The organism is Serratia sp. AKBS12, from assembly GCF_024793895.1.
Classification (GTDB): domain Bacteria; phylum Pseudomonadota; class Gammaproteobacteria; order Enterobacterales; family Enterobacteriaceae; genus Serratia_F.
Genome location: NZ_JANUSB010000002.1, coordinates 219,454 through 242,832 on the forward strand (window position 1 = coordinate 219,454; position 23,379 = coordinate 242,832).

The following is a 23,379-nucleotide window of genomic DNA, read 5'->3' on the forward strand; positions in this document are numbered from 1 at the left end:
GGGCGCACCTAAAGTGCGCCCTATCAGACCAATTGCCCCTTTTCCCCGCGCTTTTTGCTACAGTATCCACACTTTGATAAACAGGATGTGGCCATGCTCGTTATTATTTCCCCTGCTAAAACCCTCGACTACCAAAGCCCGCTGGCAACTGAACGCTTCACGCAACCTGAACTGCTGGATAAATCCCGGCAGCTTATCAAGATCTGCCGTGAACTGACGCCGGCGCAAATTTCCAGCCTGATGGGCATCAGCGACAAGCTGGCAGGGCTGAACGCCGCGCGTTTTAGCGACTGGCAACCGACCTTTACCCCGGACAACGCCCGTCAGGCGTTGCTGGCGTTCAAGGGCGACGTTTATACCGGCCTGCAGGCGCAGGACTTCAGCGAGCAGGACTTTGACTTTGCACAACGGCATTTGCGCATGCTGTCCGGTTTGTACGGCGTGTTGCGTCCGCTGGATCTGATGATGCCATATCGTCTGGAGATGGGCATCCGGCTGGAAAACCCCAAGGGCAAGGATCTGTACAGTTTCTGGGGTGAGAAAATCACCAAAAAGCTGAACGAAGCGCTGGAGCTGCAAGGGGATAAAGTGGTGGTGAACCTGGCGTCAGACGAATACTTCAAGTCGGTCAAAACCGCCAAGCTGCACGCCACGCTGATCAAACCGGTGTTCCTCGACGAGAAGAACGGCAAGTACAAGGTCATCAGCTTCTATGCCAAGAAGGCCCGTGGCTTGATGAGCCGTTTTATTATCAAAAATCGTCTGACCAACGCCGAACAGCTGGCCGATTTCAATCTGGAAGGCTACGCCTTCGATCGGGCGGCGTCTAACGGTAATGAACTGGTGTTCAAGCGCCCGGAACAATAAAAAAAGCCGTCAGATGACGGCTTTTCAATGCGGCAACGCTACCCTCAGGCCGGCAATGCCATCAGGAATTTGCGCAATTCGGCAAAGTCGGCGCTCTGCGAATGCGACAGCAACGGCAGTTCGGCGCGCAGCGCCAGCGCCTTGGGCAACGCCAGCTGCTGCTCCAGGATCGCTTCTACGCTCTCCTTGAACTTGGCCGGATGCGCGGTACCCAGGAACAGCCCGAACTCCCCTTCCTTCAGTTGATCACGCAGCAGCCGATAGGCAATCGCCGCATGCGGCTCGGAAATGTAGCCCAGCGCCGCCAGCTCTTTCATGGTCTCTTTGGTCGTTTCATCACTCACCGCGCCGTAGCCCAGATCCTTTAACTGCCAGATCTTGCGACGGAACAGCTCTTCCACCCGCGGCCAGTTGTTGGGCTGGCTGACATCCATGGCGTTGGACAGGGTAGCAACGGTGGCATTAGGCTGCCATTGGCCGTTCACCAGGAAACGCGGCACCGTGTCGTTGGCATTGGTGGCAGCGATAAAACGCTTCACCGGCAGGCCGAGCGACTTGGCCAGCAGACCCGCAGTCAAATCACCAAAGTTGCCGCTGGGCACCGAAACCACCAGTTGGTTGCGGGCTTCCTGTGGCAGTTGCGCCACCGCTTCGAAGTAATAGCAAATCTGCGCCAGCAGGCGGCTGATGTTGATCGAGTTGGCGGAGTTGAGATGCAGCGCCTGTTTCAACGCCTGATCGTCAAACGCCTGTTTTACCAGTGCCTGGCAGGCGTCAAAATCACCGTCGATAGCTACGGTGTGGATATTGCCGCCCAGCGTGCAGAACAGTTTTTCCTGTAGCGGACTGATCTTGCCCTGCGGATACAGGATCACCACGCGCACGTTTTTCAGGCCGTAGAACGCATGCGCCACCGCCGCGCCGGTATCACCGGAGGTGGCGGTCAGAATGGTCACCGGTTGATCGCCGGCCACTTCCGCTAGCATCTGCGCCATAAAACGGCCGCCGAAATCCTTGAACGCCAGCGTCGGGCCGTGGAACAGCTCCAGACAGGCAATGTCATCTTGCACCTGTGCCACCGGCGCCGGGAACTCAAACGCCGCCTTGACCCGCTTGTGCAACGCCTCTTCGCTGACTTCCTCACCAATAAACGCGGACAGAATACGCGTGCTGCGGGTAACAAAATCCAGTTCCAGCAGATGATCGATCTCGGTCAGTTCGAACTCCGGCAGTTCCAGTGGGAAGAACAGCCCCTGCTGCTTGCCCAGGCCCTGTTTGATCGCCTGTGCGAAGCTGACCTGTTCGTTGTGATCCTTAAGATTGTACAGTTTCATGCGTTATCCCAATAGTCGTGCGCCTGCGGTATCCAGACGGCAAATATGAACAAAACCTTCGTCGTTTTGCAGATAGTGGTTTTTCAGCCAGTCGGCCATGCGCTGTGCGGTTGCGCCGTCGTCACAAACGGCAAACAGCGTAGGGCCGGAGCCCGAAATTCCACAGGCCAACGCACCGATATCCTGCGCGGCCTTGCGCGCATCGGCGAATCCTGGCAACAGGCGAGTGCGATATGGTTCGGCAATCACGTCCTGCATCAGTTTGGCCGCCAGCTTCGGCTGCTGCGTGTGGCAGGCATGGATAAAACCCGCCAGATAACGCCCGTGACTAATGCAATCCTGACGGCGATACTGCGCCGGCAAGATGGCGCGAGCTTCGGCGGTGGATACCTTGATGCCCGGGTACGCCATCACCCACAGCCAGTCGTTAAAGCATGGCACTTCCTGACTGATGAAGCCTTCTTCTTCCAGCATCAGTTGCAGGCCGCCGAGATAGCAGGGGGCGACGTTGTCGTAATGCACGCTGCCGGAAATCCGCCCTTCCAGTTCGCCCATCAGCGCCAGTAACTGCGTTTCATTAAGCGGGCGATGACAAAATTCGTTCATCGCCATCAGACCGGCAACCACCGAGCAGGCGCTGGACCCCAGGCCGGAACCGATCGGCATGTTTTTTTCCAGCCGCATGGCTACCGGAACCTCACGGCCGATTTCCTGGCAAAAACGCTGCCAACACTGATAAACGATGTTGTCTTGCGGATCGGCGGGCAGCTTGCTGACGAAACGCCCGGCATTTTCCAGGCTGAACGCGTCGGCTGCCTCAACGCTGACGCAATCACCCAGCAATGTGCCATCGATCGGTGAAACGGCAGCGCCAAGCACGTCAAAACCGACGCTGACGTTACCGATTGAAGCCGGTGCATACACCTTAACCATATTAAACTCCCAACTTCCATGACAGTGTGCGCAACAGATCGGCAAACACCCCCGCCGCGGTCACATCATTGCCAGCGCCATAGCCGCGTAACACCAACGGCAATGGCTGATAATAGCGACTGTAAAAGGCCAGCGCATTTTCGCCGTTTTTGACTTTATATAATGGATCATTGCCATCAACAGCATCAATACGCACCTGGCAGCGCCCCTCTTCAATAACACCAACATAGCGCAGCACTTTGCCCTGTTCTGTGGCATCGACCACGCGACGGGTGAATTCCCCGTCCAGCTCAGGTAAACGCGCCAGGAAGGTGTCTACATCACCGCTGGCATCAAAGCCTGGCGGCAGCACCGATTCCACCTCGATGTCGTCCAGTTCCAATTTGTAACCGGCTTCACGTGCCAAAATCAACAGTTTACGCGCCACGTCCATGCCGGACAGGTCGTCACGCGGGTCCGGTTCGGTATAGCCGTTGGCCTTGGCCTGCAAGGTGGCGGCGGACAGCGACATGCCTTCATCCAGTTTGCCAAAGATAAATGACAGCGAACCGGACAGAATGCCGGAGAAACGGGTCAGTTCGTCGCCGGCGTTCAGCAGGTTCTGCAGATTTTCGATCACCGGTAAACCGGCGCCGACGTTGGTATCGTAGAGAAACTTGCGTCGCGATCCGGCAGCGGCCGCACGCAGCTGTTGATAGAAATTCATCGACGAGGTGTTGGCTTTTTTATTCGGCGTGACCACGTGGAAGCCGTCGGCCAGGAAGTCGACATATTGATCCGCCACCGCCTGGCTGGAAGTGCAGTCGACGATCACCGGGTTCAACAGATGGTACTCTTTCACCAGGCGGATCAGACGCCCCAGATTGAACGGCTCTTGCGCGCTGGCCAACGCCTCGCTCCAGCTGTCCAGCGCAATGCCATGTACGTCGGTCAGCATGGCGCGGGAATTGGCAATACCACACACCCGCAGATCGATATGTTTTTGCTTCAGCCACGGCTGCTGGCGATAAATCTGTTCGATCAGCGCGCCGCCGACCCCGCCGACGCCAATCACGAACACCTCAATCACCTGATCGGTGTTGAACAGCATCTGGTGACACACGCGCACGCCGGTAGTGGCGTCTTCGTTACTGACCACCACCGAGATCGACCGCTCGGAGGAGCCCTGTGCAATCGCCACGATATTGATATTGGCGCGGGCCAGCGCGGAAAAGAAGCGTGCCGAAATGCCGCGCAGGGTGCGCATGCCATCGCCAACCACCGAAATGATCGCCAGATTCTCGACCACGTCCAGCGGCTCCAGCAGGCCGTCTTTCAATTCCAGGTAGAACTCATCGCCCAGCGCGCGACGGGCGCGTTGCAGCTCGTTTTGCGGCACGCAGAAGCTGATGCTGTATTCGGAAGATGACTGGGTGATCAGCACCACCGAAATGCCGGCCCGCGACATCACGGCAAACACTCGCGCCGCCATGCCGACCATCCCTTTCATTCCTGGGCCGGAAACGTTGATCATCGCCATGTTGTTCAAATTGGTAATGCCTTTGACCGGCGTATCGTCAGCCACGCTTTCACCGCCTATCAGGGTACCTGGCGCTTGCGGGTTGGCGGTATTTTTAATCAGGCAGGGGATCTGGAACTGGGCAATCGGCGTGATGGTGCGAGGATGAAGCACTTTGGCGCCGAAATAAGACAGCTCCATCGCTTCCTGATACGACATCGACTTCAGCAGCCTGGCATCCGGTACGGTGCGCGGATCGCAGGTGTACACGCCATCGACGTCGGTCCAGATCTCGCAGCAATCGGCACGCAGGCAGGCGGCCAGCACCGCGGCGGAATAGTCGGAGCCGTTACGCCCCAGCACCACCAGCTCGCCCTTGTCGTTGCCGGCGGTAAAGCCCGCCATCAGGATGATATGATCGGCCGGGATCGCTGCCGATGCAATGCGTAGCGTGGACTCGGCGATATCTACGGTAGATTCCAGATAGTGGCCCTGCGCCAGCAGTTTTTCTACCGGATTGATCACCGTCACCGGGAAGCCCCTGGCCTTGAACACCTCTTCCATGATGGCTATCGACAGTTTTTCACCACGGCAGATGATCGAGGCATTGACGCTGTCCGGACATTGGCCTAGCAGCGCTACGCCATGCAGCACCTGCTTGAGCTGAGCAAACTCCTGGTCGACGACGCTTTTCAGTCGAGGGTAGTCAAAGTTCGGCAGAGATTGTGCCAATCCGCTCAACAGATCGGCAAAAATGCGTTCCGCGTCGCTCATATTGGGCAGAATGTCTTGCCCCGCCACCGTTTTTTCAATCATCGCCACCAGATGGTTGGTGATTTTAGCCGGCGCGGACAACACCGTGGCAACCTGTCCCTGACCTGCGTTACTTTCCATGATATCGGCAACGCGCAAAAAACGTTCCGCGTTCGCCACCGAGGTTCCGCCAAATTTCAGCACTCGCATTTCTGTTATCTCCCGAATTTACGCCGAAAAAAAAGCCCGCACTGGTTAGGTGCGGGCTTTTTTCTTCTTGTTTCCTGTACGCGTCAGCCCGCCCCGTTACCTGTGGTATCGGTGGTGGTAATAATTGTGGTATTCAGGCTGATGGTTCGCATTTTGTCTGTCTGTCTCATTAGAATCTCTGTCCCCTCTATTGGTTAAAGCAATCGCGATCCCAAGTCAAATTATTTCTTGTTTTTGCGTAATTACTGTCCAATGACCAGGTTGCGCAATGAGACCGGCAAAAAAGCCATAAATCAGAATATAAAACGGCCATATGGCAATATTGCAGTCAATCACACCACAGATTCCCTTTGGCATATCGCCATCACTTGGTCAGTTTTTTTTCTATGTCGTGCAGCAAAGTATGTAGCATCACGGTGTCACGTTGCGGCAATGACCCCAGCCGTTGATGCAGCCAGTCACGCAATTTCTGGTCGTCACCCACCTCCAGATTTTGCAATAACCGATCGGCTCGCTGACGCAGCGCCTGCAGCTGACCGCCATCGGCCATTGGCGATTGCGGTGCAGCCACGTGCATCAACGCAGACAGCTGGTAGCAGTAGACCATTACCGCCTGGCCGAGGTTGAGCGACGGGTAATCCGCCTGCATCGGCACACCGGTCAGCAGATCGGCCAGCTCCAGCTCTTCGTTGGTCAGCCCCGAATCCTCGCGGCCAAACACCAGCGCCGCCTGCGGCATCCATTGGCTGCGTTCGCTTAATTGCCCCAGCAGTTCCTGCGGCGTGCAGTAATAATGGAAGCGGGCACGGCTGCGGGCGGTGGTGGCCACGGTGAAGTCAACGTCTGCAAGCGCCTGTTGCAAAGTGGGGAAAGTCTGCACCGCATCCAGTATCTCACCGGCGCCATGCGCCACCCAACGCGCCGCCGGCTGCAAATGTGCGTCGCTGTCAACGATACGCAGCGAACTGAACCCCATGGTTTTCATTGCCCGCGCGGCTGCGCCGACGTTTTCCGGCCGAGCCGGTGCGACTAAAACAATATGTAACTGCATCGATGCTCCATTACTGCGCGCTGGCTTTTGACTGTTCAGCGATGACTGATTATATTTACAAATGCGTAACAAAAATTCACTAGCATGATGAATGAATAATAAAATAAGCAGTTGACACATTAATGACCGCTAAAGACCCATAATTATAGGTTGTTTTTTTTACTTTTTATTCATCAATCAGTTAGACAGCAGAGTTTGGTATTCCGTCGAGAATTGTAACGCATTAATCCCACGAATGCTGAATCGTTAATACTTTTTGTGGTTCCAAGGCATAAACTGGCAGCCCGGTAAGTGTTTTTCACAAATCTGTTAACGTGCTACAATTGAATTTGATATATGTCAACAAACCGTAGTTTTGTTGGGTGATGAATTCGGCACGCGCTGTTATATTGCTGTTAATAGGGTTAGGATATGCGCCGTTTTGGCACCTTTGGGGTTGTAGGGAATAGCATCCCCACCAAGCTAGCGATCTTGTTGACATGAGATGGAAAGTGCATCAAGAACGAGTTTACGTACTTTAGTCATTTGGTAATGGGGGAACGTGAGCAATATCTCTGCCCTCGTCTAACAAAACAAAGACTTCTGTACTTCCTATTTTCTATTTTGTTGGCAATTTTAGGTAGCAAATATGCAGACCCCGCACATTCTGATTGTCGAAGACGAGTTAGTCACTCGTAACACCCTGAAGAGCATTTTCGAGGCGGAAGGCTACGTTGTTCATGAAGCCAATGATGGTGCAGAGATGCACAACATTCTGTCTGAAAATGATATCAACCTGGTTATCATGGATATCAACCTGCCGGGCAAAAACGGCCTGCTGTTGGCACGTGAACTGCGTGAACAGGCCAGCGTAGCACTGATGTTCCTGACCGGCCGCGATAATGAGGTAGATAAAATCCTCGGCCTGGAAATCGGTGCCGATGATTACATCACCAAGCCGTTCAACCCGCGTGAGCTGACTATCCGCGCGCGCAATCTGCTGTCTCGCACCATGAATCTGGGCAGCATTGGCGAAGAACGCAAGCTGGTGGAAAGCTACAAGTTCAACGGTTGGGAGCTGGACATCAATAGCCGCTCACTGATAAGCCCGGCTGGCGAACAGTACAAGCTGCCGCGCAGCGAATTCCGCGCCATGCTGCATTTCTGCGAAAATCCGGGCAAGATCCAGTCCCGCGGAGAGCTGCTGAAGAAAATGACCGGCCGCGAACTGAAACCCCATGATCGCACCGTTGATGTGACCATTCGTCGCATTCGCAAGCACTTCGAATCCACGCCGGATACGCCAGAAATCATCGCCACCATCCACGGCGAAGGTTACCGCTTCTGCGGCGAGCTGGAAGAGTAATCTCCCGCCTCGGTGATTAAAAAGGGTTCAGCATGCTGAACCCTTTTGCATTAGCGTGCGCCGCTCCATGGGATGATCGGCACCGCGCTCAAGGCGTTCTTTGGGGAACCGTCTACTACCTTGTCCGAATAGGTCAGATACACCAGCGCGTTGCGCTTGGCGTCGTAGAAACGTACCACCTGCAGCTTCTTGAATACCAACGAGGTGCGTTTCTGGAACACCACGCTGCCCTTGTCTTTACCATTCTTGATTTTGTCACTCAGTTCAATCGGCCCGACCTGCGAACAGGAAATCGCCGCATCCGCAGTGTCTTCCGCCAGTCCCAGGCCGCCTTTGATACCGCCGGTTTTAGCGCGACTGATATAACAAGTTACATTTTTAACATCAGGATCGTCGAAGGCTTCGACCACAATTTTATGATCCGGACCAAACAGTTTAAATACGGTATCTACGGAGCCTACCTGTTCCGCCTGCGCACTTGTAACCGTAGCGCAAACTAATCCCAACAAAAATATCCATCCTTTTTTCATTCACTTAACTCCAGCAAAAAGTGCGCGGTAATACCGAGGTTTATTATTAAACTTATTAATGCTTTTAGGCATAAAAAAGTGACCTCCCTGACCTATGGCGTTCTTTTTAGCACAGCGAGTGAAAAAAATCTTTGGAAGTCTCAAACGAAAAAAATTGCTATCATGCGGCGTCGTTATTTCTTTGCGCCCGGAGGGAGAATTACCCCTTCACACTCTGGCCATGCAGGCAACAGGTGGCAAAGATTGCAACGCAGAACCGCTTGGGACAAGCGTTCGTGACAGGCACCCGCGCATTGAATAAACAGTTCGGGTTCCGACCCCAAAAGCTCTACGAGGAAGATCTATGGATCAAGCCGGTATCATTCGTGATCTGCTTAGCTGGCTGGAAAGCCATTTGGACCAACCTTTGTCACTGGATAACGTGGCGGCAAAAGCGGGCTACTCAAAATGGCATCTGCAACGGATGTTCAAAGATATTACCGGTCATGCCATCGGCGCATATATCCGGGCCAGACGATTATCCAAAGCGGCGGTGGCGCTGCGTTTGACCAGCCGGCCGATTCTGGATATCGCATTGCAGTATCGCTTTGACTCACAGCAGACCTTCACTCGCGCATTCAAAAAACAGTTTGCGCAGACGCCGGCACTGTATCGCCGTTCCGAGGACTGGAGCGCATTCGGTATCTGCCCGCCGATTCGCCTGGGGGCGTTTACCCTGCCGCAGCCGGAGTTCATTGTCTTGCCGGAACAGCAGCTGATTGGCCTGACGCAAAGCTATTCCTGCACGCTGGAGCAGATCTCCAACTTCCGTACCGAACTGCGCGCGCAATTCTGGCGACAGTATCTGGGCGACAGCGACACGCTGCCGCCGGTGCTGTACGGCCTGCACCACTCACGCCCGAGCCAGGAAAAAGACGACGAGCAGGAAGTGCTGTACACCACCGCGCTCGAACCGCACCACGTGCCGGACAAAGTGTCGGAAGGCCAGCCTATCATGCTGCAAGGCGGCGAATATGCACTATTCCGCTACGAAGGGCCGAGTTCTGGCCTGCAGGATTTTGTCCTGACGCTGTACGGCACCTGCTTGCCGGCGCTAAAACTGACGCGCCGCAAGGGCCACGATATCGAACGGTTCTACCCGAAGGATAATCGCCGAACACCGCAGCCACCAAGCGAGCTCAGTTGCGAATACCTGATCCCGATTCGCCGTTAACGCTGTAATTCGTCCAGCGCGGGCATGTCGAGATGCGACACATCGCCCGCGGTTTCGACGATCCAGCCCGACGCCAGCCACGGGCTCTGCTGGTGATCGATCCGCGACAATGAGCAGTTACGCAGGCGCAGACGACGTTCGGCATACGGCGGTAAACCCAGTACCGTACCGATCAGACAGCCCAGCGCAATACCATGGCTGACTATCAGCGGCTTGCTGCCTTCCGGCAACATCAGGCAGCTTTCCAGCGCGCCGCGCATGCGTTCCGCCAGTTCGCTCATCGATTCACCTTGAGGGATTCGGCCGTCGGCAGTACCATCGACCATCTGCTTACGCCACTGTTCTTCCTGCGGGGTCAGACTGTCAATCAGACGTTCTTCCAGAACGCCCATGTGCAGCTCACGCAGGCGAGGCTCGTCGATCACCTCACAACCGCAGGCCTCTGCGATGATTTGCGCGGTGCGGCGGGTTCGGCCCAGGTCGCTGGTGATCACATGCGTGATACCTTCACCACTGACGCGTTTGGCAACCAGATGGGCCTGGTGTTCGCCGGTGGCGGTTAACGGGCTGTCAGATTGGCCCTGGATGCGGCGAGCCGCGTTCCATTCCGTTTCGCCGTGGCGAACGAGGTATACCTGTAACATTTTTCTTTTCCGTTATACTGCGTGAAACTTGAGTTTATCTTCCGAGGTCAAGCGCGTGCGCCCGTGCTCGGTATTCAGGATAGGCTCTTAGCTTAAGGATGCTAAACCCGTTATGTACCATGTTGTCGCTGCTACCACCAACCCGGCAAAGATCAAGGCTATTCAATTGGCCTTTGAAGATACCTTCGGTGCCGGCCACTGCCGCATTGAACCCCTTGACGTCGCCAGCGGCGTCTCACTGCAACCTATCGGCAATGCCGAAACCCGAACCGGCGCGCGCCAGCGTGTGATGGAAGCACGTCAGGTGCGGCCTGAGGCCGACTTCTGGGTCGGCGTCGAGGCAGGCATCGAAGATAATATGACGTTCGCCTGGATGACCATCGAAAGCCCGCACACCCGTGGCGAATCACGTTCAGCCAGCCTGATGCTGCCAGAAACGATTTTACAGGGGATCCGTGCGGGGCGCGAACTGGGGAGTGAAATGGCGGATATTACCGGCAACGCCGACGTGAAACGCCAGGGCGGCGCTATCGGCTTCTTCACCGACGGGCGCCTAAGCCGCACCAGCGTTTATCACCAGGCGTTAATGCTGGCGCTGGTGCCTTTCCATAATCCGATTTACCAAAACCACCTCAATAGCCCCCTGAATCAGTAAACCAACTGGGCTTGGCGCTACTGTGCTTCGCCCAGCAGTTGCTGTTCCAGCCATTGCTTGAGCGCCGGCGGCGCCGCCTTAAGGCTATTGGATCCACGGGTTATCGTGGCAATGCCGGCACCCAGCTCATTTTTCAGCTCGCGCTGGCTCATCTCGCCGCGCATCAGTTCCTGAATGATCCGCACGCGCGTACCCAACGCGGTGCGCTCGTCCGGCGTCAGCAGCAGTTGCATCAGCGGCTGGTGCAGCTCCTGGTCAAAAGCGTTCTGCAACAGCGCGACGAAGCGCAACCAATCTTCATTGCCTTGTTCTGAAAGAGCGGGATCGTTAAGAGATAATTGCGTCATGGCAGCCACCATACTATTTAACTAGTACAGCAGCATACCATAACGAAACTGAAATCAGTAACGCCTCTGCCATTCGGCATCGGTTAACACTTTTGCCTGCTGATGCATGAAGTAGCGATAAAACGCGTCATAGGCCAGCACGTTCTTCACGTAGCCACGGGTTTCCGAAAACGGAATGCTTTCGACAAACGCGATCGCGTCGATGCGGCCATCGCTGCTGCCAAGCCAGGTATTCACCCGTGACGGCCCGGCGTTATACGCCGCCGATGCCAGAATACGGTTACGGCCAAACTGCTGATAGACCGACTCCAGATACTGGGTGCCAATGGTAATGTTGGTTTGCGGATCAAACAGCTGGCTCTGACTTGAATAGCCTGCAATGCCGAACTTCTGCACCGTATGCTGGGCGGTGCGTGGCATCACCTGCATCAGGCCGGCGGCCCCTACCGGCGATTGCGCCTTCGGGTTCCAGGCACTTTCCTGGCGCGCGATCGCCATCGCATAACTCGGCGTAATGCCTTTGTCATCGGTGGCACGGCGGAATTCGGCCGGCCAGGCCATCGGGAAACGCTCTTCCAGATGATCCCACATTTTACCAACGATGGTAGCCTGAACGCTCAGGTTGGCCCATTTCTGGTCGAAGGCGTAACGCGCCAGCGCCTCCTGTTCCGGACGGCTGCGGCTGGCAACAAAGGAACTCCACTCGCTACGCGCCAGATTATCCATATTCCAGTACATCAGTTCACGCACCCGGGCCACTTCCGGGCCACTGACCAGCGGCGCTCGCGGCGTGGCGGCCACTGCCACCATCACCGGGTAAGTGACATTCAGTTTCTGCGCCGCCACCATCGGGTAGAAACCGCGATCGTTCATCAGGTTACGCAGCATCTCTTCGCCTTCGCTGCGCTGACCTTGATCGATCAAGACGCTGGCACGCCAATAGCGCCATTCATCTTTATTGCGCGACGCCTCCGGCAACCGCGCCAGCCAGGTTTTCAGCCCGGCCTTGTCACCAGCGCCCAGCGCCATACGCACCCGACGCTCAAGCAGCGACGGCGACTGGCTGCGCAGGATCACCGCATCGCGCCACTGCGCCTGTTCATAGCTGGCGTCGTTGCCCATCAGACGCCAGGCCACCGATTCCTCCAGCTCCAGCCGTTCGCTTTCGCTCATCTTTTGCAGACGGGCCAGGGTCGGGATCATCAAGCGGGCATTTTCGGCATCCTGACGCGCCAAACGGGCAAAGGCGATGCCGGTTGCCGCCCGGGTGAAATCGGTCGGGCCGACGCTGCGGGCAAACGCTTCGACGTTGGCCGGATCGTTTTGCAAACTGACCAGCGCGTCGCCCATGGTTTGGTAATCCGACGGCAATTGCCGCGCCAGATGGTTCACCAGGCCGCTGTTGCCCTCTTTCAATGCCAGCTTCATGCGCTCCAGCGTGATCAGCGGCGTTTGCCTGCCAGCGGCCTGCCAGACGCTGAACAGCTTGTCACAGGCGCCCGGCAACGACTTGCCAGACAGCCAGATCTCTTCCGTACCGGCCCAGGCGGCCTGGCTATCGCCGGTGGCCCATTTGGCATAGTAATAATTACAGCGGGCGGCGACCGGCTTTGGCGCCTGTGGACTGAAGGTCAGCAGCGTTCGCCAGTCTTCGCGACGCGCCAGTTCGTTGACAAAACGGGCGGAGAGAGACTTGGCCGGGGGTAACGTTGGGTGCTGCTGGATAAAGGTACTGACCTGAGAATAGCCGACGCTGCCAAGATCCTGCGTGAGCTGACGGTATTCCAGATATGGATAAAGCGGATAATCACGCAGCGTCGGCATCAATTGCGCCACCACGTCCAGTTGCTGATTGTCCCAGGCCTGCTTGATTTGCTGGTAGCGCTGGCGTTGAGCATCCAGGGAATCCGCCGCTGCCATCCCTGAAAAGGCCGTCAGGCAAAGGCCTACCGCCAGAAACCGCCACTTGTCCACCTTGACCATACTGATTCTATCCTCGCTGATTGTGGTGCCTGGAGCCGACGCCCCGTTGCCGCGCCGGCAGTCAACGAGCCGTGACGTTCACTCCACGAGTGTCTCACGCCCTACCGTGGAATGTCACGCCAGAGCAAATGCCTTACGCCAGAAATGGCGCTTTATCATAGACAGCGCAAAAGCCTATCCATTCATTACTGTAGATGAAAAACCGCGGAAAAATGCGCAACGCGCTGCCTGCACGCTGAATTATGGTGCGAACGCCAAATAAAAAGCCTGGCACAACCGGTTTGTGGTTTTTTTTAGTGCAAAAAAAGGTAGGATAATTCCGAGAAAACGGCACATAAAGCGCACATCAGGTAATGCTTATAATACAATCCGCGCAAATTGTGGGTTAGAAAACGTTCATTAAATAGTGCAGTTGATAGATTTCGGCAATATCTCTCCCCTTCATCCGGGCCTGGTTATTTATTATTTCGCTGCCGTCGCGGGGCTGCAAGCATGAGCGGAATCGGCAGATGACAATATTACAGCTTGCCAGCAAAGGGCGCACGGAGTCGCAAGGTTCATTGATGAGCCTGATTGTCGCACGCCCCTGTCTTGTCGCTCTGTTAATGTCGCTGATGGCGTTCAGCAGCCATGCGCGCCCCAAGGCGGTCGATCCACTGCAGACGCGCACCCATGCCGTCACCACCATTGTGGTCGGTATTATCAGTTATGCGCGTTGGCCGAGCGAGCCCAACCCCATCCGCCTGTGTGTCACGGCACCCACGCGTTATGCCGCCGGGCTGTTCGATCCGGTGCTGCTCGGCGCGCCGCACCCGATAAAAACCGTGAGCCTGCCGTTCGACAGCCCGGCGCTGAGCAGCAGTTGCGATGTGATCTACCTTGGCGAAGTCAGCCACGCACAACGGCAGGACTTTATTCGCCGTATCGCCGGCCACTCGATTCTCAGCATCAGCGAAAACGACGTTGAGTGTTCCGCCGGCAGCGCTTTCTGCCTGCAAAATAAAAGCAGCGATCAAGTCGGTTTTAAAGTCAATCTGGACGCATTGGCGCGCAGCGGCGTGCGTGTGCATCCAAACGTATTGCAACTGGCGCGCAAACAGGAGCCATCGCAATGAACCTGTTGCGCAAAAAGCGCTCGGGTCAGTCACGCCCGACGCTCGGTCGGGTATTGCAGCGCATGAACCTGGGATTGGCGTTAATCGCCGTCGGCACCGCCGGGGTGTTTCTGACGCTGGTGGCGCTGATTGCACTGCGTGCCTATGCCGATCATAACCTGCACCTGATCGCACGTTCGATAAGCTATACCGTGGAAGCCGCAGTGGTGTTCGAGGACCGCACCGCGGTGCGCGATACGCTGGTGATGATTGCCTCCCATGAAGAAGTGTCGGAAGCACGCATCTCCGACAGTCATAATAAAGTGCTTGCCAGTTGGCATCCCCCCAAAGACGGGCCGCTGCATGGCCTTGAGCAAATGGTCGCCCGCTGGGCGCTGCCGGAAGCCGTGGTGCTGCCGATCATGCACGGCGGCAAGCAGGTCGGCACCGTGTGGCTGAGTGGCCACGGTGGCAGTCTGCTGCGCTTTTTGCTGCGCGGCCTGATCGGCATGCTCGCCTGCCTGGCGCTCAGCACCCTGTGCGCTCTGGTCTTGTCGCGGCGCATGCTGCGCGGCATCGTCAGCTCGCTGGACGATATTGCCAACGTGGCACACGCGGTACGGCGCGATCGCACCTTTGGCCTGCGCGTACCATCGGCGCCGATTGCCGAACTGCATGAATTGAGCAGTGATTTCAATGGGTTGCTTGACGAACTGGAAGCGTGGCAGGCGCACCTGAAACAGGAGAACGACTCCCTGACCCATCGCGCCACGCACGACAGCCTGACCGGCCTGCCCAACCGCGCCTTTTTCGAGGGGCGGTTGAGCCGCGCGGTTAGCGACAGCGATGCCACAAAAAAACTGGCGGTGCTGTTTATTGACGGCGACCGCTTTAAGGAGGTGAACGACAGTTACGGACATGCGGCAGGCGACACGGTGTTAACCACCATCGCCGGACGTATCCGCGCGCAGTTGCGCGATGGCGATCTGGTGGCACGCCTGGGCGGCGATGAATTCGCGGTACTGTTGGCCCCGATTCACGGCACTGAGGACGCCACGCGGATTGCCGACAATATTATCGACTGCATGACACAGCCGGTAATGCTGCCGAACGAGGAACAGATGGTGCTCTCGCTCAGCATTGGTATTGCCCTTTATCCTGAGCATGCGGTAACGCCTCAGGGTTTATTGCACCAAGCCGACGATGCGATGTATCAGGCAAAGCATCGTTACAATGGAGGTTGGCGGCTCGCGATCCACCAATAAAGCACCGCAGCCAGCTAAGTAAAATCAGGGAAAAATTATGAAACAGCAATCGTCTAACACACCTTTCTCACTATTGGCCATGATGTTCATTGCCGTGCTGACCCTGGCGGGCTGCCAGAGCAAACCGCAGGGACTGACAGCGGAGCAGGTAGCACTGCTGCAGGCGCAAGGGTTCAAGTTGACCGATAATGGCTGGGAGTTCGGCATGTCGGACAAGGTGCTGTTCGGTAATAATATTGGCAAACTGAACCCTGAAAGCACCGAAACGGTGCAGAAAATGGGCCGCGCCCTGCTCAGCGTCGACATCGTCAAGTTCCGCCTGGACGGCCATACCGATAACTACGGCGAAGACAGCTATAACGATCGGCTGTCGTTGCGCCGCGCCAACGCGGTGGCCGATCTGCTGGCCAGCGTCGGCATCCCGCGCGCCAACATCGAAACCCGAGGCCGCGGCAAGCGCGATCCGGTGGCTGACAACCACACCGCCAGCGGCCGCGCCGAAAACCGCCGCGTTTCCATTATCGTCACCCCATAAATCACCGCAAAATGCGTCTGCAAAGGCGCATTTCCCGTTATACTTGGCGATCGTCACCTGATGGCTGGGATCAAACGGCAAAACGGGCTACACTCCCGCCCCAGACATCCTACAAAACTGATATAGCGAGGCTCGAGCACCGTGGCTCAATACGTCTATACCATGCATCGCGTCGGCAAGATTGTTCCGCCGAAGCGTCATATTTTGAAAAACATCTCCCTCAGCTTCTTCCCCGGCGCAAAAATCGGCGTTCTGGGCCTGAACGGTGCGGGTAAATCCACCCTGCTGCGCATTATGGCCGGCATCGATACCGACATCGAAGGGGAAGCGCGCCCGCAGCCTGGCATCAAGATCGGCTATCTGCCGCAGGAACCGCAGCTTAATCTGGAACACACCGTTCGCGAGTCGGTGGAAGAAGCGCTGGCTGAAGTGGTAGGTGCGCTGAAACGCCTGGATGAAGTGTACGCGCTATACGCCGAAGAAGGCGCCGATTTTGACAAGCTGGCCGCGGAACAGGGGCGACTGGAAGAGATCATTCAGGCGCACGACGGCCATAACCTCAATGCCCAGCTAGAGCGCGCCGCCGATGCGCTGCGCCTGCCAGAGTGGGACGCCAAAATCGCCAACCTTTCCGGTGGTGAACGCCGTCGCGTCGCGCTGTGTCGCCTGCTGCTGGAAAAGCCGGACATGCTGCTGCTCGACGAACCAACCAACCACCTGGATGCCGAATCCGTGGCCTGGCTGGAACGCTTCCTGCATGACTTCGAAGGTACCGTAGTGGCGATTACCCACGACCGTTACTTCCTGGATAACGTAGCCGGCTGGATCCTCGAACTGGACCGCGGCGAAGGTATTCCATGGGAAGGCAACTATTCGTCCTGGCTGGAACAGAAGGATGCGCGTCTGGCGCAGGAAGCCTCTGCCGAAGCAGCGCGTCGCAAATCCATCGAAAAAGAGCTGGAGTGGGTGCGTCAGGGTGCCAAAGGTCGTCAGTCCAAAGGCAAGGCCCGCCTGGCACGCTTTGAAGAGCTGAACAACACCGAATACCAGAAACGCAACGAAACCAACGAACTGTTTATTCCGCCTGGCGCACGCCTTGGTGACAAGGTGGTTGAAGTCAGCAATCTGCGCAAGTCTTACGGCGACCGTGTGCTGATTGACGATCTGTCGTTCTCGGTACCGAAAGGCGCCATCGTCGGTATCATCGGCCCGAACGGCGCGGGTAAATCCACCCTGTTCCGCATGATGTCCGGCCAGGAACAGCCTGATTCGGGCAGCATCGTACTAGGCGATACCGTCAAGCTGGCCTCGGTCGATCAGTTCCGCGACAGCATGGATAACGGCAAAACCGTCTGGGAAGAAGTGTCCGGCGGTCAGGACATCATGCGCATCGGCAACACCGAAATGCCAAGCCGTGCCTACGTCGGCCGCTTCAACTTCAAGGGCGTCGATCAGGGCAAGCGCGTGGGCGAACTGTCCGGCGGTGAACGCGGTCGTCTGCATCTGGCCAAGCTGCTGCAAGTGGGCGGTAACGTACTGCTGCTGGATGAACCGACCAACGACCTGGACATCGAAACCCTGCGCGCGCTGGAAAACGCCCTGCTGGAGTTCCCGGGCTGCGCCATGGTTATCTCGCACGACCGTTGGTTCCTTGACCGTATTGCCACCCACATTCTGGACTACCAGGATGAGGGTAAAGTGGAGTTCTTCGAAGGTAACTTCACCGAATACGAAGAATACAAGAAGCGTACGCTGGGCGCCGAGGCGCTGGAACCGCACCGCATCAAGTATAAGAAGATCGCCAAATAAGCCGTCTTCAGCAGCAAAAAGCCCGCAAAAGCGGGCTTTTTTATTGGTTTTCGCCAAGGTGTCAGAGCGACAGCGCCTGACCGTAATCAGCAAACGCCGGGTGCTGCGTGACGACATCGATAAAACAGGCCAGCGCCGGTGAGTTCAATTTGCGACTCGGATACACCAGATAAAGTTCATTGCCTTCCGCCCGCCATTCCGGCAACACCTCCACCAACCCCCGGTTTGCCACCACTTCACGGCTGAGAAACGCCGGCAGCAAGGTAATACCAGCCCCTGCCAGCGCACATTCCCGCGCATACAGCAAATTATCGGTGGTATGCGCGCTCGGCAACTGCCAGCGGAAATACTCGGCCTCACGTCGTAATATCAACGCCGTCCAGGCGCGATGAGCAATGCAACGGTGCAGCGACAGCTGCTGCGGATGCACGATCGGCGGGAACTGCGCCAGATACGCCGGTGACGCCAGCAGATAGCGTGGCGCATGGCCCAGCCGGCGGCCAATCAGCGATGAATCCTGCGGCTTGCCGGTACGCAGCGCTACATCAAACCCCTCTTGCACCAGATCGACCATGGTGTCGGATACCGACACTTCCAGCGAAACGTCGGGATATTGACGCTGAAAATCGGTCGCCAGCCACGGCAGCAGGGTTGCGCCAAGCCCCGCAGGGGTAGATATGCGCAAACGGCCGCTGGGATTGTCACGCAGCCGCTGCAAAGCCAGATCGGCGCGCTCGGCGGCGCTCAGCATCTCCTGACAATGCACCAGATAACGTTCGCCAGCAAACGTCAGGTTCAGCTGGCGTGTGGTACGGTTCAACAGGCGCAGCCCCAGCGTGCTCTCCAGTTGGCTGATGCGCTGACTGACGCTGGATTTTGGCAGCCCGGCGCGCTTCGCCGCTGCGGTGAAACTGCCGCACTCCGCCACCAGGGCAAATAATGCCATATCCTGCAGTTGCTTAAACAAGATTGTTCACCTGACACGAACTGTGAGTTAGTTATTGTCCATATTATCATTCATCGGCCACGGGTCTACACTGTGGTTATTCATTCAACAGGAGACTTATCATGTCTGTTAAAGCAATTGCCGTCGATCCCGCCAACCCTGCCGACTTTATCGAAATCAGCCCGGAGAAACCGGTTCCTGGTCAGTACGACCTGCTGGTGGCGGTGAAGGCCGCATCGGTTAATCCGGTCGACACCAAGGTGCATGCCGGCCTGCAAAAAAACGGTCTGCAACAGCCGCGCATACTCGGCTGGGACGCCAGCGGCGTGGTGCTGGAGGTAGGCAGCAGCGTTAGCGGATTCAAACCGGGCGATGAAGTGTGGTACGCCGGTGATATCACCCGCCCCGGCAGCAACGCCAGCCACCAGTTGGTTGATTCACGCATCAGCGCCCATAAGCCGCGCAGCCTGAACTGGGCCGAAGCCGCCGCAATGCCGCTTACCGCGCTGACTGCCTGGGAAGCGCTGTTCGAACATTTGCAGATTCAGCACGCGCAAGCCGGTAAAACCTTGCTGATCGTCGGTGGCGCCGGCGGCGTCGGCTCGCTGGCGATCCCCCTGGCCGCACTGCGCAGCAAGCTCAAAGTGATCGCCACCGCCTCTCGCCCGGAATCCGCTGCCTGGTGCCGTGAACGCGGTGCCGAACTGGTGGTGGATTATCACGATCTGCAAGGCAATCTGGCCAAAGAAGGCATTGAAAGCGTCGATTATATCCTGTGCCTGAACGATACCGACGGCCATTGGCAGGCGTTGAGCGAATTGATTGCGCCAATGGGACACATTTGCACCATCGTCGAAAACGAACGACCGCTGGATCAAAACGCGCTGAAATTAAAAAGCGCGGCTCTGCACTGGGAGTTCATGTTTACCCGCAGCATGTTCACCACGCCAGACATTGCCCGTCAGGGCGAGATCCTGCAACAGGTCGCACAGCTGCTGGATGAAGGGAAACTCACCGGCACGCTGAGCGAAACGCTGCAAGGACTGACGGTGGCAACGCTGAGCGCCGCGCACCGTAAACTGCTGGAAGGCCACATGCAGGGCAAGCTGGTGATCGCCTACTGAGTGACGATGGCTGACGCAGTGACGTCAATGCGGCTGCGGCCTGACAAAGGCCACGCATAGCATCTGCGGTTCAGCATGCGGATCGGCCTGGAACGGCAGATTCTGCTGCCAGGCAATGCGCAACTGCGGCCAGCTGTCCAGCACGTCGTTAAAGCGACTCTGCGCGCGGCTCTCGTCCAGCCGACCAATCAGCGCCATGCCGTGCAATCTGCGTGGCGCTGAGATCGGCGTTATAGACATTAGGTCGCGTAGCCGGCGTCCAGCGCGTCACAGTCTGCGGTCGGGAGCAGCGTCCATGCTACCGCATGGCGCAGCAACCAGAGAATCAATGGGCGATACGTCATAGCGTTACGATCTTGAGTTTGACGAAAAGCCCAACCTAATCAGTGCTTAATCAACCCTGGCTAAACGAGATGGTAAATACGCATGCACCGCGGCGTTGCTGTTAGCCAGACGGCACATTACGCTAACCCGCCACGGCCGACACTCGACTACCGCCTCTCTGACCGCACGGCTAACAGGCCAGCAGGCGCTCGGCATCGGCGGCCAGCAGTTGTTGCACCAGCTCGACGCAACGCAGGAAACGTTCTTCGTAATCGCTGGATTCGACGTGCACATAGTCAATGTTATTGGCGTGCAGCATCTCTTCGAGCAGATGCTGGAACGCCTTGCGGTCGGTCGGCGCCCCCAGGCTGCGCAAGCCGTCGGCCACCCACGGTGTGTTGTTTTCCAACAGGATCACCAGATCGAAACGGTACTCGTCAATCAGCGCCTGGACAAACGGGTGCTCGCGCCCCTCGTATTTTTTGCAAAACGCCTGGGTAGTGACGAAATCGGTATCGATAAACGCCACTTTGTTGGCATATTTCACAGCAAAATCAACGTATTGAGCCTGACCGAGCGCAATCTTGTCGTAGTCGGAATATTGCAGCGCCATCTCGTCGCCGCCAAGGTGGGAAAACACATAATCGCGGCCATATTCCCAGGCGCTGGTGGTATTGAAAATATTGGCCAGCTTGTTGACCAAGGTCGATTTCCCGCTCGACTCACCGCCGAGTATCGCCACGGTGCGCACGAAAAACGGTTTTACCTCGGTTGGAATGTATTCCCAATAGCGGAACGGATCCTGGCGAATCTGCCGACCGCTGATGTTCATAAATGAACGCTGGGGATCGATCAGAATGGTTTCGGTATCGAGGTACTCGCGATAACGCGGTGCGTCCTGCGTTTCGCTGGAATAGATAAAACTCGGTACAATGCCCTGCTGATCCATAAACTGCTTCATGCCGTTGCTCCATACGCCCCAGCCGTGCGGATACGGCTCGATGCCCTGTTCGTCAAACGCATGAATACGGATGTTCTTCTGGTATTTGAAGGTTTGCAGCAGCCAGCGCAGCCGGTCGCTGACCGTGGGCTGTTGCGACATTGAACTGTTTTCGAACAGCTCGCGATCGCGCGGTTCGTCGTAACACAGAATGACGTGCAGCTCATCCACCTGGCTGCAGGCGCGCTGGATCAGGTAGATGTGACCGGTATGCAGTGGGTAAAATTTACCAAACACCACGCCCACCGTTTTTACCCGGCGTGGAAATTCCAGCCCCAGATAACGGTGCAGCGCCTCCAGCTTTTGCGCGCTCGGGCTTTTGATTTTGTCGTTGAGCAATTGGCTAAGATAGCCTTTGGTCATGCTGCTGGCATCAGCCACCTGTTGCAGAGTGCAGCCTTTTTGCTTGATCGCTGCTTTCAGGTAATCAAATTGCGGCATACCGCCTCCCGTTTAATATGCTAAACAAAATAGCATAATTTCGCCGAACCATGGCAGATTAAAACTCGTCCAGCACCGCCAGCGCGTCCGCCAGTTTCTTCACGCCGAATACCTGCATATTCGGCGGCATCTTTTTCGGTACGTTGGCATGCGGCACGATGGCGCGCTTGAAACCGTGCTTGGCCGCCTCGGAAATCCGCTCCTGACCGCTCGGCACCGGGCGAATCTCACCGGCCAGCCCCACTTCGCCGAACACCACCAGATCCTGTGGCAACGGCCGATCGCGCAAACTGGACACCAGCGACATCAGCAACGCCAAATCGGCGCTGGTTTCCGTTACCTTCACGCCGCCGACCACGTTAACGAACACATCCTGATCCGCCATCTGCAACCCGCCATGGCGGTGCAGCACCGCCAGCAGGATCGCCAGGCGGTTCTGTTCCAGCCCGACCGCCACGCGACGCGGGTTGGACATCATCGAATGATCGACCAGCGCCTGGATTTCCACCAGCAGCGGCCGGGTACCTTCCCACACCACCATCACCGAACTGCCGGAGGTGACTTCACCACGGCTGAGGAAGATCGCCGACGGGTTGCTGACTTCACGCAATCCCTGCTCGGTCATGGCAAACACGCCAAGTTCGTTCACCGCGCCAAAGCGGTTTTTGTGGCTGCGCAGCGTACGGAAGCGCGAATCGGCATCGCCATCGAGCAGAATCGAACAGTCGATGCAGTGTTCCAGCACCTTCGGCCCGGCCAGCGAGCCGTCTTTGGTGACGTGCCCCACCATCACGATGGCCACGCCACGCGTCTTGGCGAAGCGCGTCAGATAAGCCGCCGTTTCGCGCACCTGCGCCACGCTGCCCGGCGAAGACTGGATATCCGCCATGTGCATCACCTGGATGGAGTCAATCACCATCAGCCTGGGCTGTTCCTGTTCGGCGATCAGGCAAATCTGTTCGATGCTGGTTTCCGACAGCATATTCAGATTGTCGGTCGGCAAGGCGAGGCGATGCGCGCGCATTGCCACCTGCTGCAGCGACTCCTCGCCGGTGACATACAGGGTTTTCATCTGTTCGGACAGTTTGCACAGCGTTTGCAGCAACAGCGTACTTTTCCCCGCGCCGGGGCTGCCGCCGATCAGAATGGCGCTGCCCGGCACCACGCCGCCGCCGAGCACACGGTCAAACTCCAGGAAACCGGTCGAGAAACGCGGTAGCTCTTCCAGGCTGATGTCCGACAGCCGCTGCACCTTGCTAACGCCGGTTTCGCCGGCATAGCCGCTGAAACGCTCGGTACGCGCCGAAGAAGACGCCGCAGCCAGACGAACTTCCGTAATGGTATTCCAGGCGTGACACGCGCTGCATTGCCCCTGCCAGCGCGGATAATCCGCACCGCACTCATTACATACGAACGCCCGTTTTGCTGCTTTTGCCACGTATTACCTCTTGAGAATGCTGATTGCTGATGCCACTGCT

At 57.0% G+C, this 23,379-nt stretch carries 21 protein-coding genes, 1 pseudogene and 1 other annotated feature; of the genes and pseudogenes, 9 read left to right on the plus strand and 13 right to left on the minus strand.

Annotation, left to right across the window (positions count from 1 at the left end; genetic code table 11):
* Nucleotides 1–93 precede the first annotated feature (93 nt).
* Nucleotides 94–867, plus strand: a complete 774-nt coding sequence (yaaA, locus tag NYE85_RS00955) for a peroxide stress protein YaaA (RefSeq protein ID WP_259002472.1) — start codon at nt 94–96, stop codon at nt 865–867.
* 44 nt (nt 868–911) lie between these two features.
* Here yaaA and thrC read toward each other — a convergent pair whose 3' ends face one another.
* The 5 genes from thrC to NYE85_RS00980 form a co-directional block, all read right to left on the minus strand.
* Nucleotides 912–2,201: a threonine synthase gene (thrC, locus tag NYE85_RS00960; protein WP_259002473.1), complete on the minus strand. Its 1,290-nt coding sequence runs from the start codon at nt 2,199–2,201 to the stop codon at nt 912–914.
* Between the two features lie 3 nt (nt 2,202–2,204).
* Entirely contained in the window at nt 2,205–3,134 is a 930-nt protein-coding gene (gene thrB, locus NYE85_RS00965; RefSeq protein WP_259002474.1) for a homoserine kinase, read from the minus strand.
* A 1-nt stretch (nt 3,135) separates the two neighbouring features.
* Nucleotides 3,136–5,595: a bifunctional aspartate kinase/homoserine dehydrogenase I gene (thrA, locus tag NYE85_RS00970; RefSeq protein WP_259002475.1), complete on the minus strand. Its 2,460-nt coding sequence runs from the start codon at nt 5,593–5,595 to the stop codon at nt 3,136–3,138.
* A 25-nt stretch (nt 5,596–5,620) separates the two neighbouring features.
* Nucleotides 5,621–5,740: a sequence feature (Thr leader region), on the minus strand.
* The gene (gene thrL, locus NYE85_RS00975; protein WP_071586630.1) at nt 5,679–5,765 is read right to left on the minus strand and encodes a thr operon leader peptide; all 87 of its coding nucleotides are present in this window, start codon (nt 5,763–5,765) and stop codon (nt 5,679–5,681) included. (Overlaps the previous feature by 62 nt.)
* Before the next feature lie 194 nt (nt 5,766–5,959).
* The gene (locus NYE85_RS00980; RefSeq protein ID WP_259002476.1) at nt 5,960–6,646 is read right to left on the minus strand and encodes a tRNA/rRNA methyltransferase; all 687 of its coding nucleotides are present in this window, start codon (nt 6,644–6,646) and stop codon (nt 5,960–5,962) included.
* Nucleotides 6,647–7,274: 628 nt separating this feature from the next.
* On the opposite strand from NYE85_RS00980, the gene arcA reads away from it, so the two are divergent.
* Complete coding sequence (gene arcA, locus NYE85_RS00985; protein ID WP_004955501.1) at nt 7,275–7,991, plus strand: two-component system response regulator ArcA; 717 nt, start codon at nt 7,275–7,277, stop codon at nt 7,989–7,991.
* Between the two features lie 50 nt (nt 7,992–8,041).
* Here the strand turns inward: arcA and creA are convergent, their stop codons facing one another.
* Nucleotides 8,042–8,521, minus strand: a complete 480-nt coding sequence (gene creA / locus NYE85_RS00990; RefSeq protein ID WP_259002477.1) for a protein CreA — start codon at nt 8,519–8,521, stop codon at nt 8,042–8,044.
* A 343-nt stretch (nt 8,522–8,864) separates the two neighbouring features.
* Between creA and robA the strand changes: the two genes are divergently transcribed.
* Nucleotides 8,865–9,734, plus strand: coding sequence for an MDR efflux pump AcrAB transcriptional activator RobA (gene robA, locus NYE85_RS00995; protein ID WP_259002478.1), 870 nt, complete (start codon nt 8,865–8,867; stop codon nt 9,732–9,734).
* Here robA and gpmB read toward each other — a convergent pair.
* On the minus strand, nt 9,731–10,378 hold the full coding sequence (gene gpmB, locus NYE85_RS01000; RefSeq protein WP_259002479.1) for a 2,3-diphosphoglycerate-dependent phosphoglycerate mutase GpmB: 648 nt from the start codon (nt 10,376–10,378) through the stop codon (nt 9,731–9,733). The two genes, robA and gpmB, sit on opposite strands and share 4 nt — an antisense overlap.
* Nucleotides 10,379–10,490: 112 nt before the next feature.
* Between gpmB and yjjX the strand changes: the two genes are divergently transcribed.
* Entirely contained in the window at nt 10,491–11,033 is a 543-nt protein-coding gene (gene yjjX, locus NYE85_RS01005; protein WP_259002480.1) for an inosine/xanthosine triphosphatase, read from the plus strand.
* Nucleotides 11,034–11,050: 17 nt separating this feature from the next.
* On the opposite strand, the gene trpR is transcribed toward yjjX, so the two are convergent.
* Together trpR and sltY are read right to left on the minus strand one after the other, a co-directional pair.
* Nucleotides 11,051–11,380, minus strand: coding sequence for a trp operon repressor (gene trpR, locus NYE85_RS01010; RefSeq protein WP_259002481.1), 330 nt, complete (start codon nt 11,378–11,380; stop codon nt 11,051–11,053).
* 54 nt (nt 11,381–11,434) lie between these two features.
* A complete protein-coding gene (gene sltY / locus NYE85_RS01015; protein WP_259002788.1) occupies nt 11,435–13,354 on the minus strand; it encodes a murein transglycosylase in 1,920 nt (639 codons plus the stop codon).
* Nucleotides 13,355–13,872: 518 nt separating this feature from the next.
* On the opposite strand from sltY, the gene NYE85_RS01020 reads away from it, so the two are divergent.
* The 4 genes from NYE85_RS01020 to ettA all read left to right on the plus strand — a co-directional run bounded on the left by NYE85_RS01020 (nt 13,873) and on the right by ettA (nt 18,066).
* Complete coding sequence (locus NYE85_RS01020; RefSeq protein ID WP_405050648.1) at nt 13,873–14,478, plus strand: YfiR family protein; 606 nt, start codon at nt 13,873–13,875, stop codon at nt 14,476–14,478.
* Nucleotides 14,475–15,722 carry a diguanylate cyclase domain-containing protein gene (locus tag NYE85_RS01025; protein ID WP_259002482.1) on the plus strand — a complete coding sequence of 416 codons (1,248 nt, stop codon included), beginning with the start codon at nt 14,475–14,477 and terminating at the stop codon, nt 15,720–15,722. Before NYE85_RS01020 ends, NYE85_RS01025 begins: the two co-directional genes overlap by 4 nt.
* Nucleotides 15,723–15,759: 37 nt before the next feature.
* The gene (locus tag NYE85_RS01030) at nt 15,760–16,257 is read left to right on the plus strand and encodes an OmpA family protein (RefSeq protein WP_259002483.1); all 498 of its coding nucleotides are present in this window, start codon (nt 15,760–15,762) and stop codon (nt 16,255–16,257) included.
* A 141-nt stretch (nt 16,258–16,398) separates the two neighbouring features.
* Nucleotides 16,399–18,066 (plus strand): energy-dependent translational throttle protein EttA, encoded by a 1,668-nt coding sequence (ettA, locus tag NYE85_RS01035; RefSeq protein ID WP_259002484.1) that lies wholly within the window; start codon nt 16,399–16,401, stop codon nt 18,064–18,066.
* A gap of 61 nt (nt 18,067–18,127) precedes the next feature.
* Here the strand turns inward: ettA and NYE85_RS01040 are convergent, their stop codons facing one another.
* Nucleotides 18,128–19,033 carry a LysR family transcriptional regulator gene (locus tag NYE85_RS01040; RefSeq protein ID WP_259002485.1) on the minus strand — a complete coding sequence of 302 codons (906 nt, stop codon included), beginning with the start codon at nt 19,031–19,033 and terminating at the stop codon, nt 18,128–18,130.
* A 101-nt stretch (nt 19,034–19,134) separates the two neighbouring features.
* Between NYE85_RS01040 and NYE85_RS01045 the strand changes: the two genes are divergently transcribed.
* A complete protein-coding gene (locus NYE85_RS01045) occupies nt 19,135–20,136 on the plus strand; it encodes a zinc-binding alcohol dehydrogenase family protein (protein WP_259002486.1) in 1,002 nt (333 codons plus the stop codon).
* A 24-nt stretch (nt 20,137–20,160) separates the two neighbouring features.
* On the opposite strand, the pseudogene NYE85_RS01050 reads toward NYE85_RS01045, so the two are convergent.
* From NYE85_RS01050 to radA, 3 genes and pseudogenes are all read right to left on the minus strand, one after another.
* Nucleotides 20,161–20,422, minus strand: a pseudogene (locus tag NYE85_RS01050) (glycosyltransferase); the annotation flags it as partial.
* Between the two features lie 228 nt (nt 20,423–20,650).
* The gene (gene nadR / locus NYE85_RS01055) at nt 20,651–21,901 is read right to left on the minus strand and encodes a multifunctional transcriptional regulator/nicotinamide-nucleotide adenylyltransferase/ribosylnicotinamide kinase NadR (protein ID WP_259002488.1); all 1,251 of its coding nucleotides are present in this window, start codon (nt 21,899–21,901) and stop codon (nt 20,651–20,653) included.
* A 58-nt stretch (nt 21,902–21,959) separates the two neighbouring features.
* The gene (radA, locus tag NYE85_RS01060; RefSeq protein WP_004955526.1) at nt 21,960–23,339 is read right to left on the minus strand and encodes a DNA repair protein RadA; all 1,380 of its coding nucleotides are present in this window, start codon (nt 23,337–23,339) and stop codon (nt 21,960–21,962) included.
* Nucleotides 23,340–23,379 lie beyond the last annotated feature (40 nt).

What these genes read in the sequence shown, in the direction of transcription:
- yaaA (WP_259002472.1), top strand. Translation starts at nt 94, where the DNA reads ATGCTCGTTATTATTTCCCCTGCTAAAACCCTCGACTACCAAAGCCCG.
- thrC (WP_259002473.1), bottom strand. Translation starts at nt 2,201, where the DNA reads ATGAAACTGTACAATCTTAAGGATCACAACGAACAGGTCAGCTTCGCA.
- thrB (WP_259002474.1), bottom strand. Translation starts at nt 3,134, where the DNA reads ATGGTTAAGGTGTATGCACCGGCTTCAATCGGTAACGTCAGCGTCGGT.
- thrA (WP_259002475.1), bottom strand. Translation starts at nt 5,595, where the DNA reads ATGCGAGTGCTGAAATTTGGCGGAACCTCGGTGGCGAACGCGGAACGT.
- thrL (WP_071586630.1), bottom strand. Translation starts at nt 5,765, where the DNA reads ATGAGACAGACAGACAAAATGCGAACCATCAGCCTGAATACCACAATT.
- NYE85_RS00980 (WP_259002476.1), bottom strand. Translation starts at nt 6,646, where the DNA reads ATGCAGTTACATATTGTTTTAGTCGCACCGGCTCGGCCGGAAAACGTC.
- arcA (WP_004955501.1), top strand. Translation starts at nt 7,275, where the DNA reads ATGCAGACCCCGCACATTCTGATTGTCGAAGACGAGTTAGTCACTCGT.
- creA (WP_259002477.1), bottom strand. Translation starts at nt 8,521, where the DNA reads ATGAAAAAAGGATGGATATTTTTGTTGGGATTAGTTTGCGCTACGGTT.
- robA (WP_259002478.1), top strand. Translation starts at nt 8,865, where the DNA reads ATGGATCAAGCCGGTATCATTCGTGATCTGCTTAGCTGGCTGGAAAGC.
- gpmB (WP_259002479.1), bottom strand. Translation starts at nt 10,378, where the DNA reads ATGTTACAGGTATACCTCGTTCGCCACGGCGAAACGGAATGGAACGCG.
- yjjX (WP_259002480.1), top strand. Translation starts at nt 10,491, where the DNA reads ATGTACCATGTTGTCGCTGCTACCACCAACCCGGCAAAGATCAAGGCT.
- trpR (WP_259002481.1), bottom strand. Translation starts at nt 11,380, where the DNA reads ATGACGCAATTATCTCTTAACGATCCCGCTCTTTCAGAACAAGGCAAT.
- NYE85_RS01020 (WP_405050648.1), top strand. Translation starts at nt 13,873, where the DNA reads ATGACAATATTACAGCTTGCCAGCAAAGGGCGCACGGAGTCGCAAGGT.
- NYE85_RS01025 (WP_259002482.1), top strand. Translation starts at nt 14,475, where the DNA reads ATGAACCTGTTGCGCAAAAAGCGCTCGGGTCAGTCACGCCCGACGCTC.
- NYE85_RS01030 (WP_259002483.1), top strand. Translation starts at nt 15,760, where the DNA reads ATGAAACAGCAATCGTCTAACACACCTTTCTCACTATTGGCCATGATG.
- NYE85_RS01045 (WP_259002486.1), top strand. Translation starts at nt 19,135, where the DNA reads ATGTCTGTTAAAGCAATTGCCGTCGATCCCGCCAACCCTGCCGACTTT.
- nadR (WP_259002488.1), bottom strand. Translation starts at nt 21,901, where the DNA reads ATGCCGCAATTTGATTACCTGAAAGCAGCGATCAAGCAAAAAGGCTGC.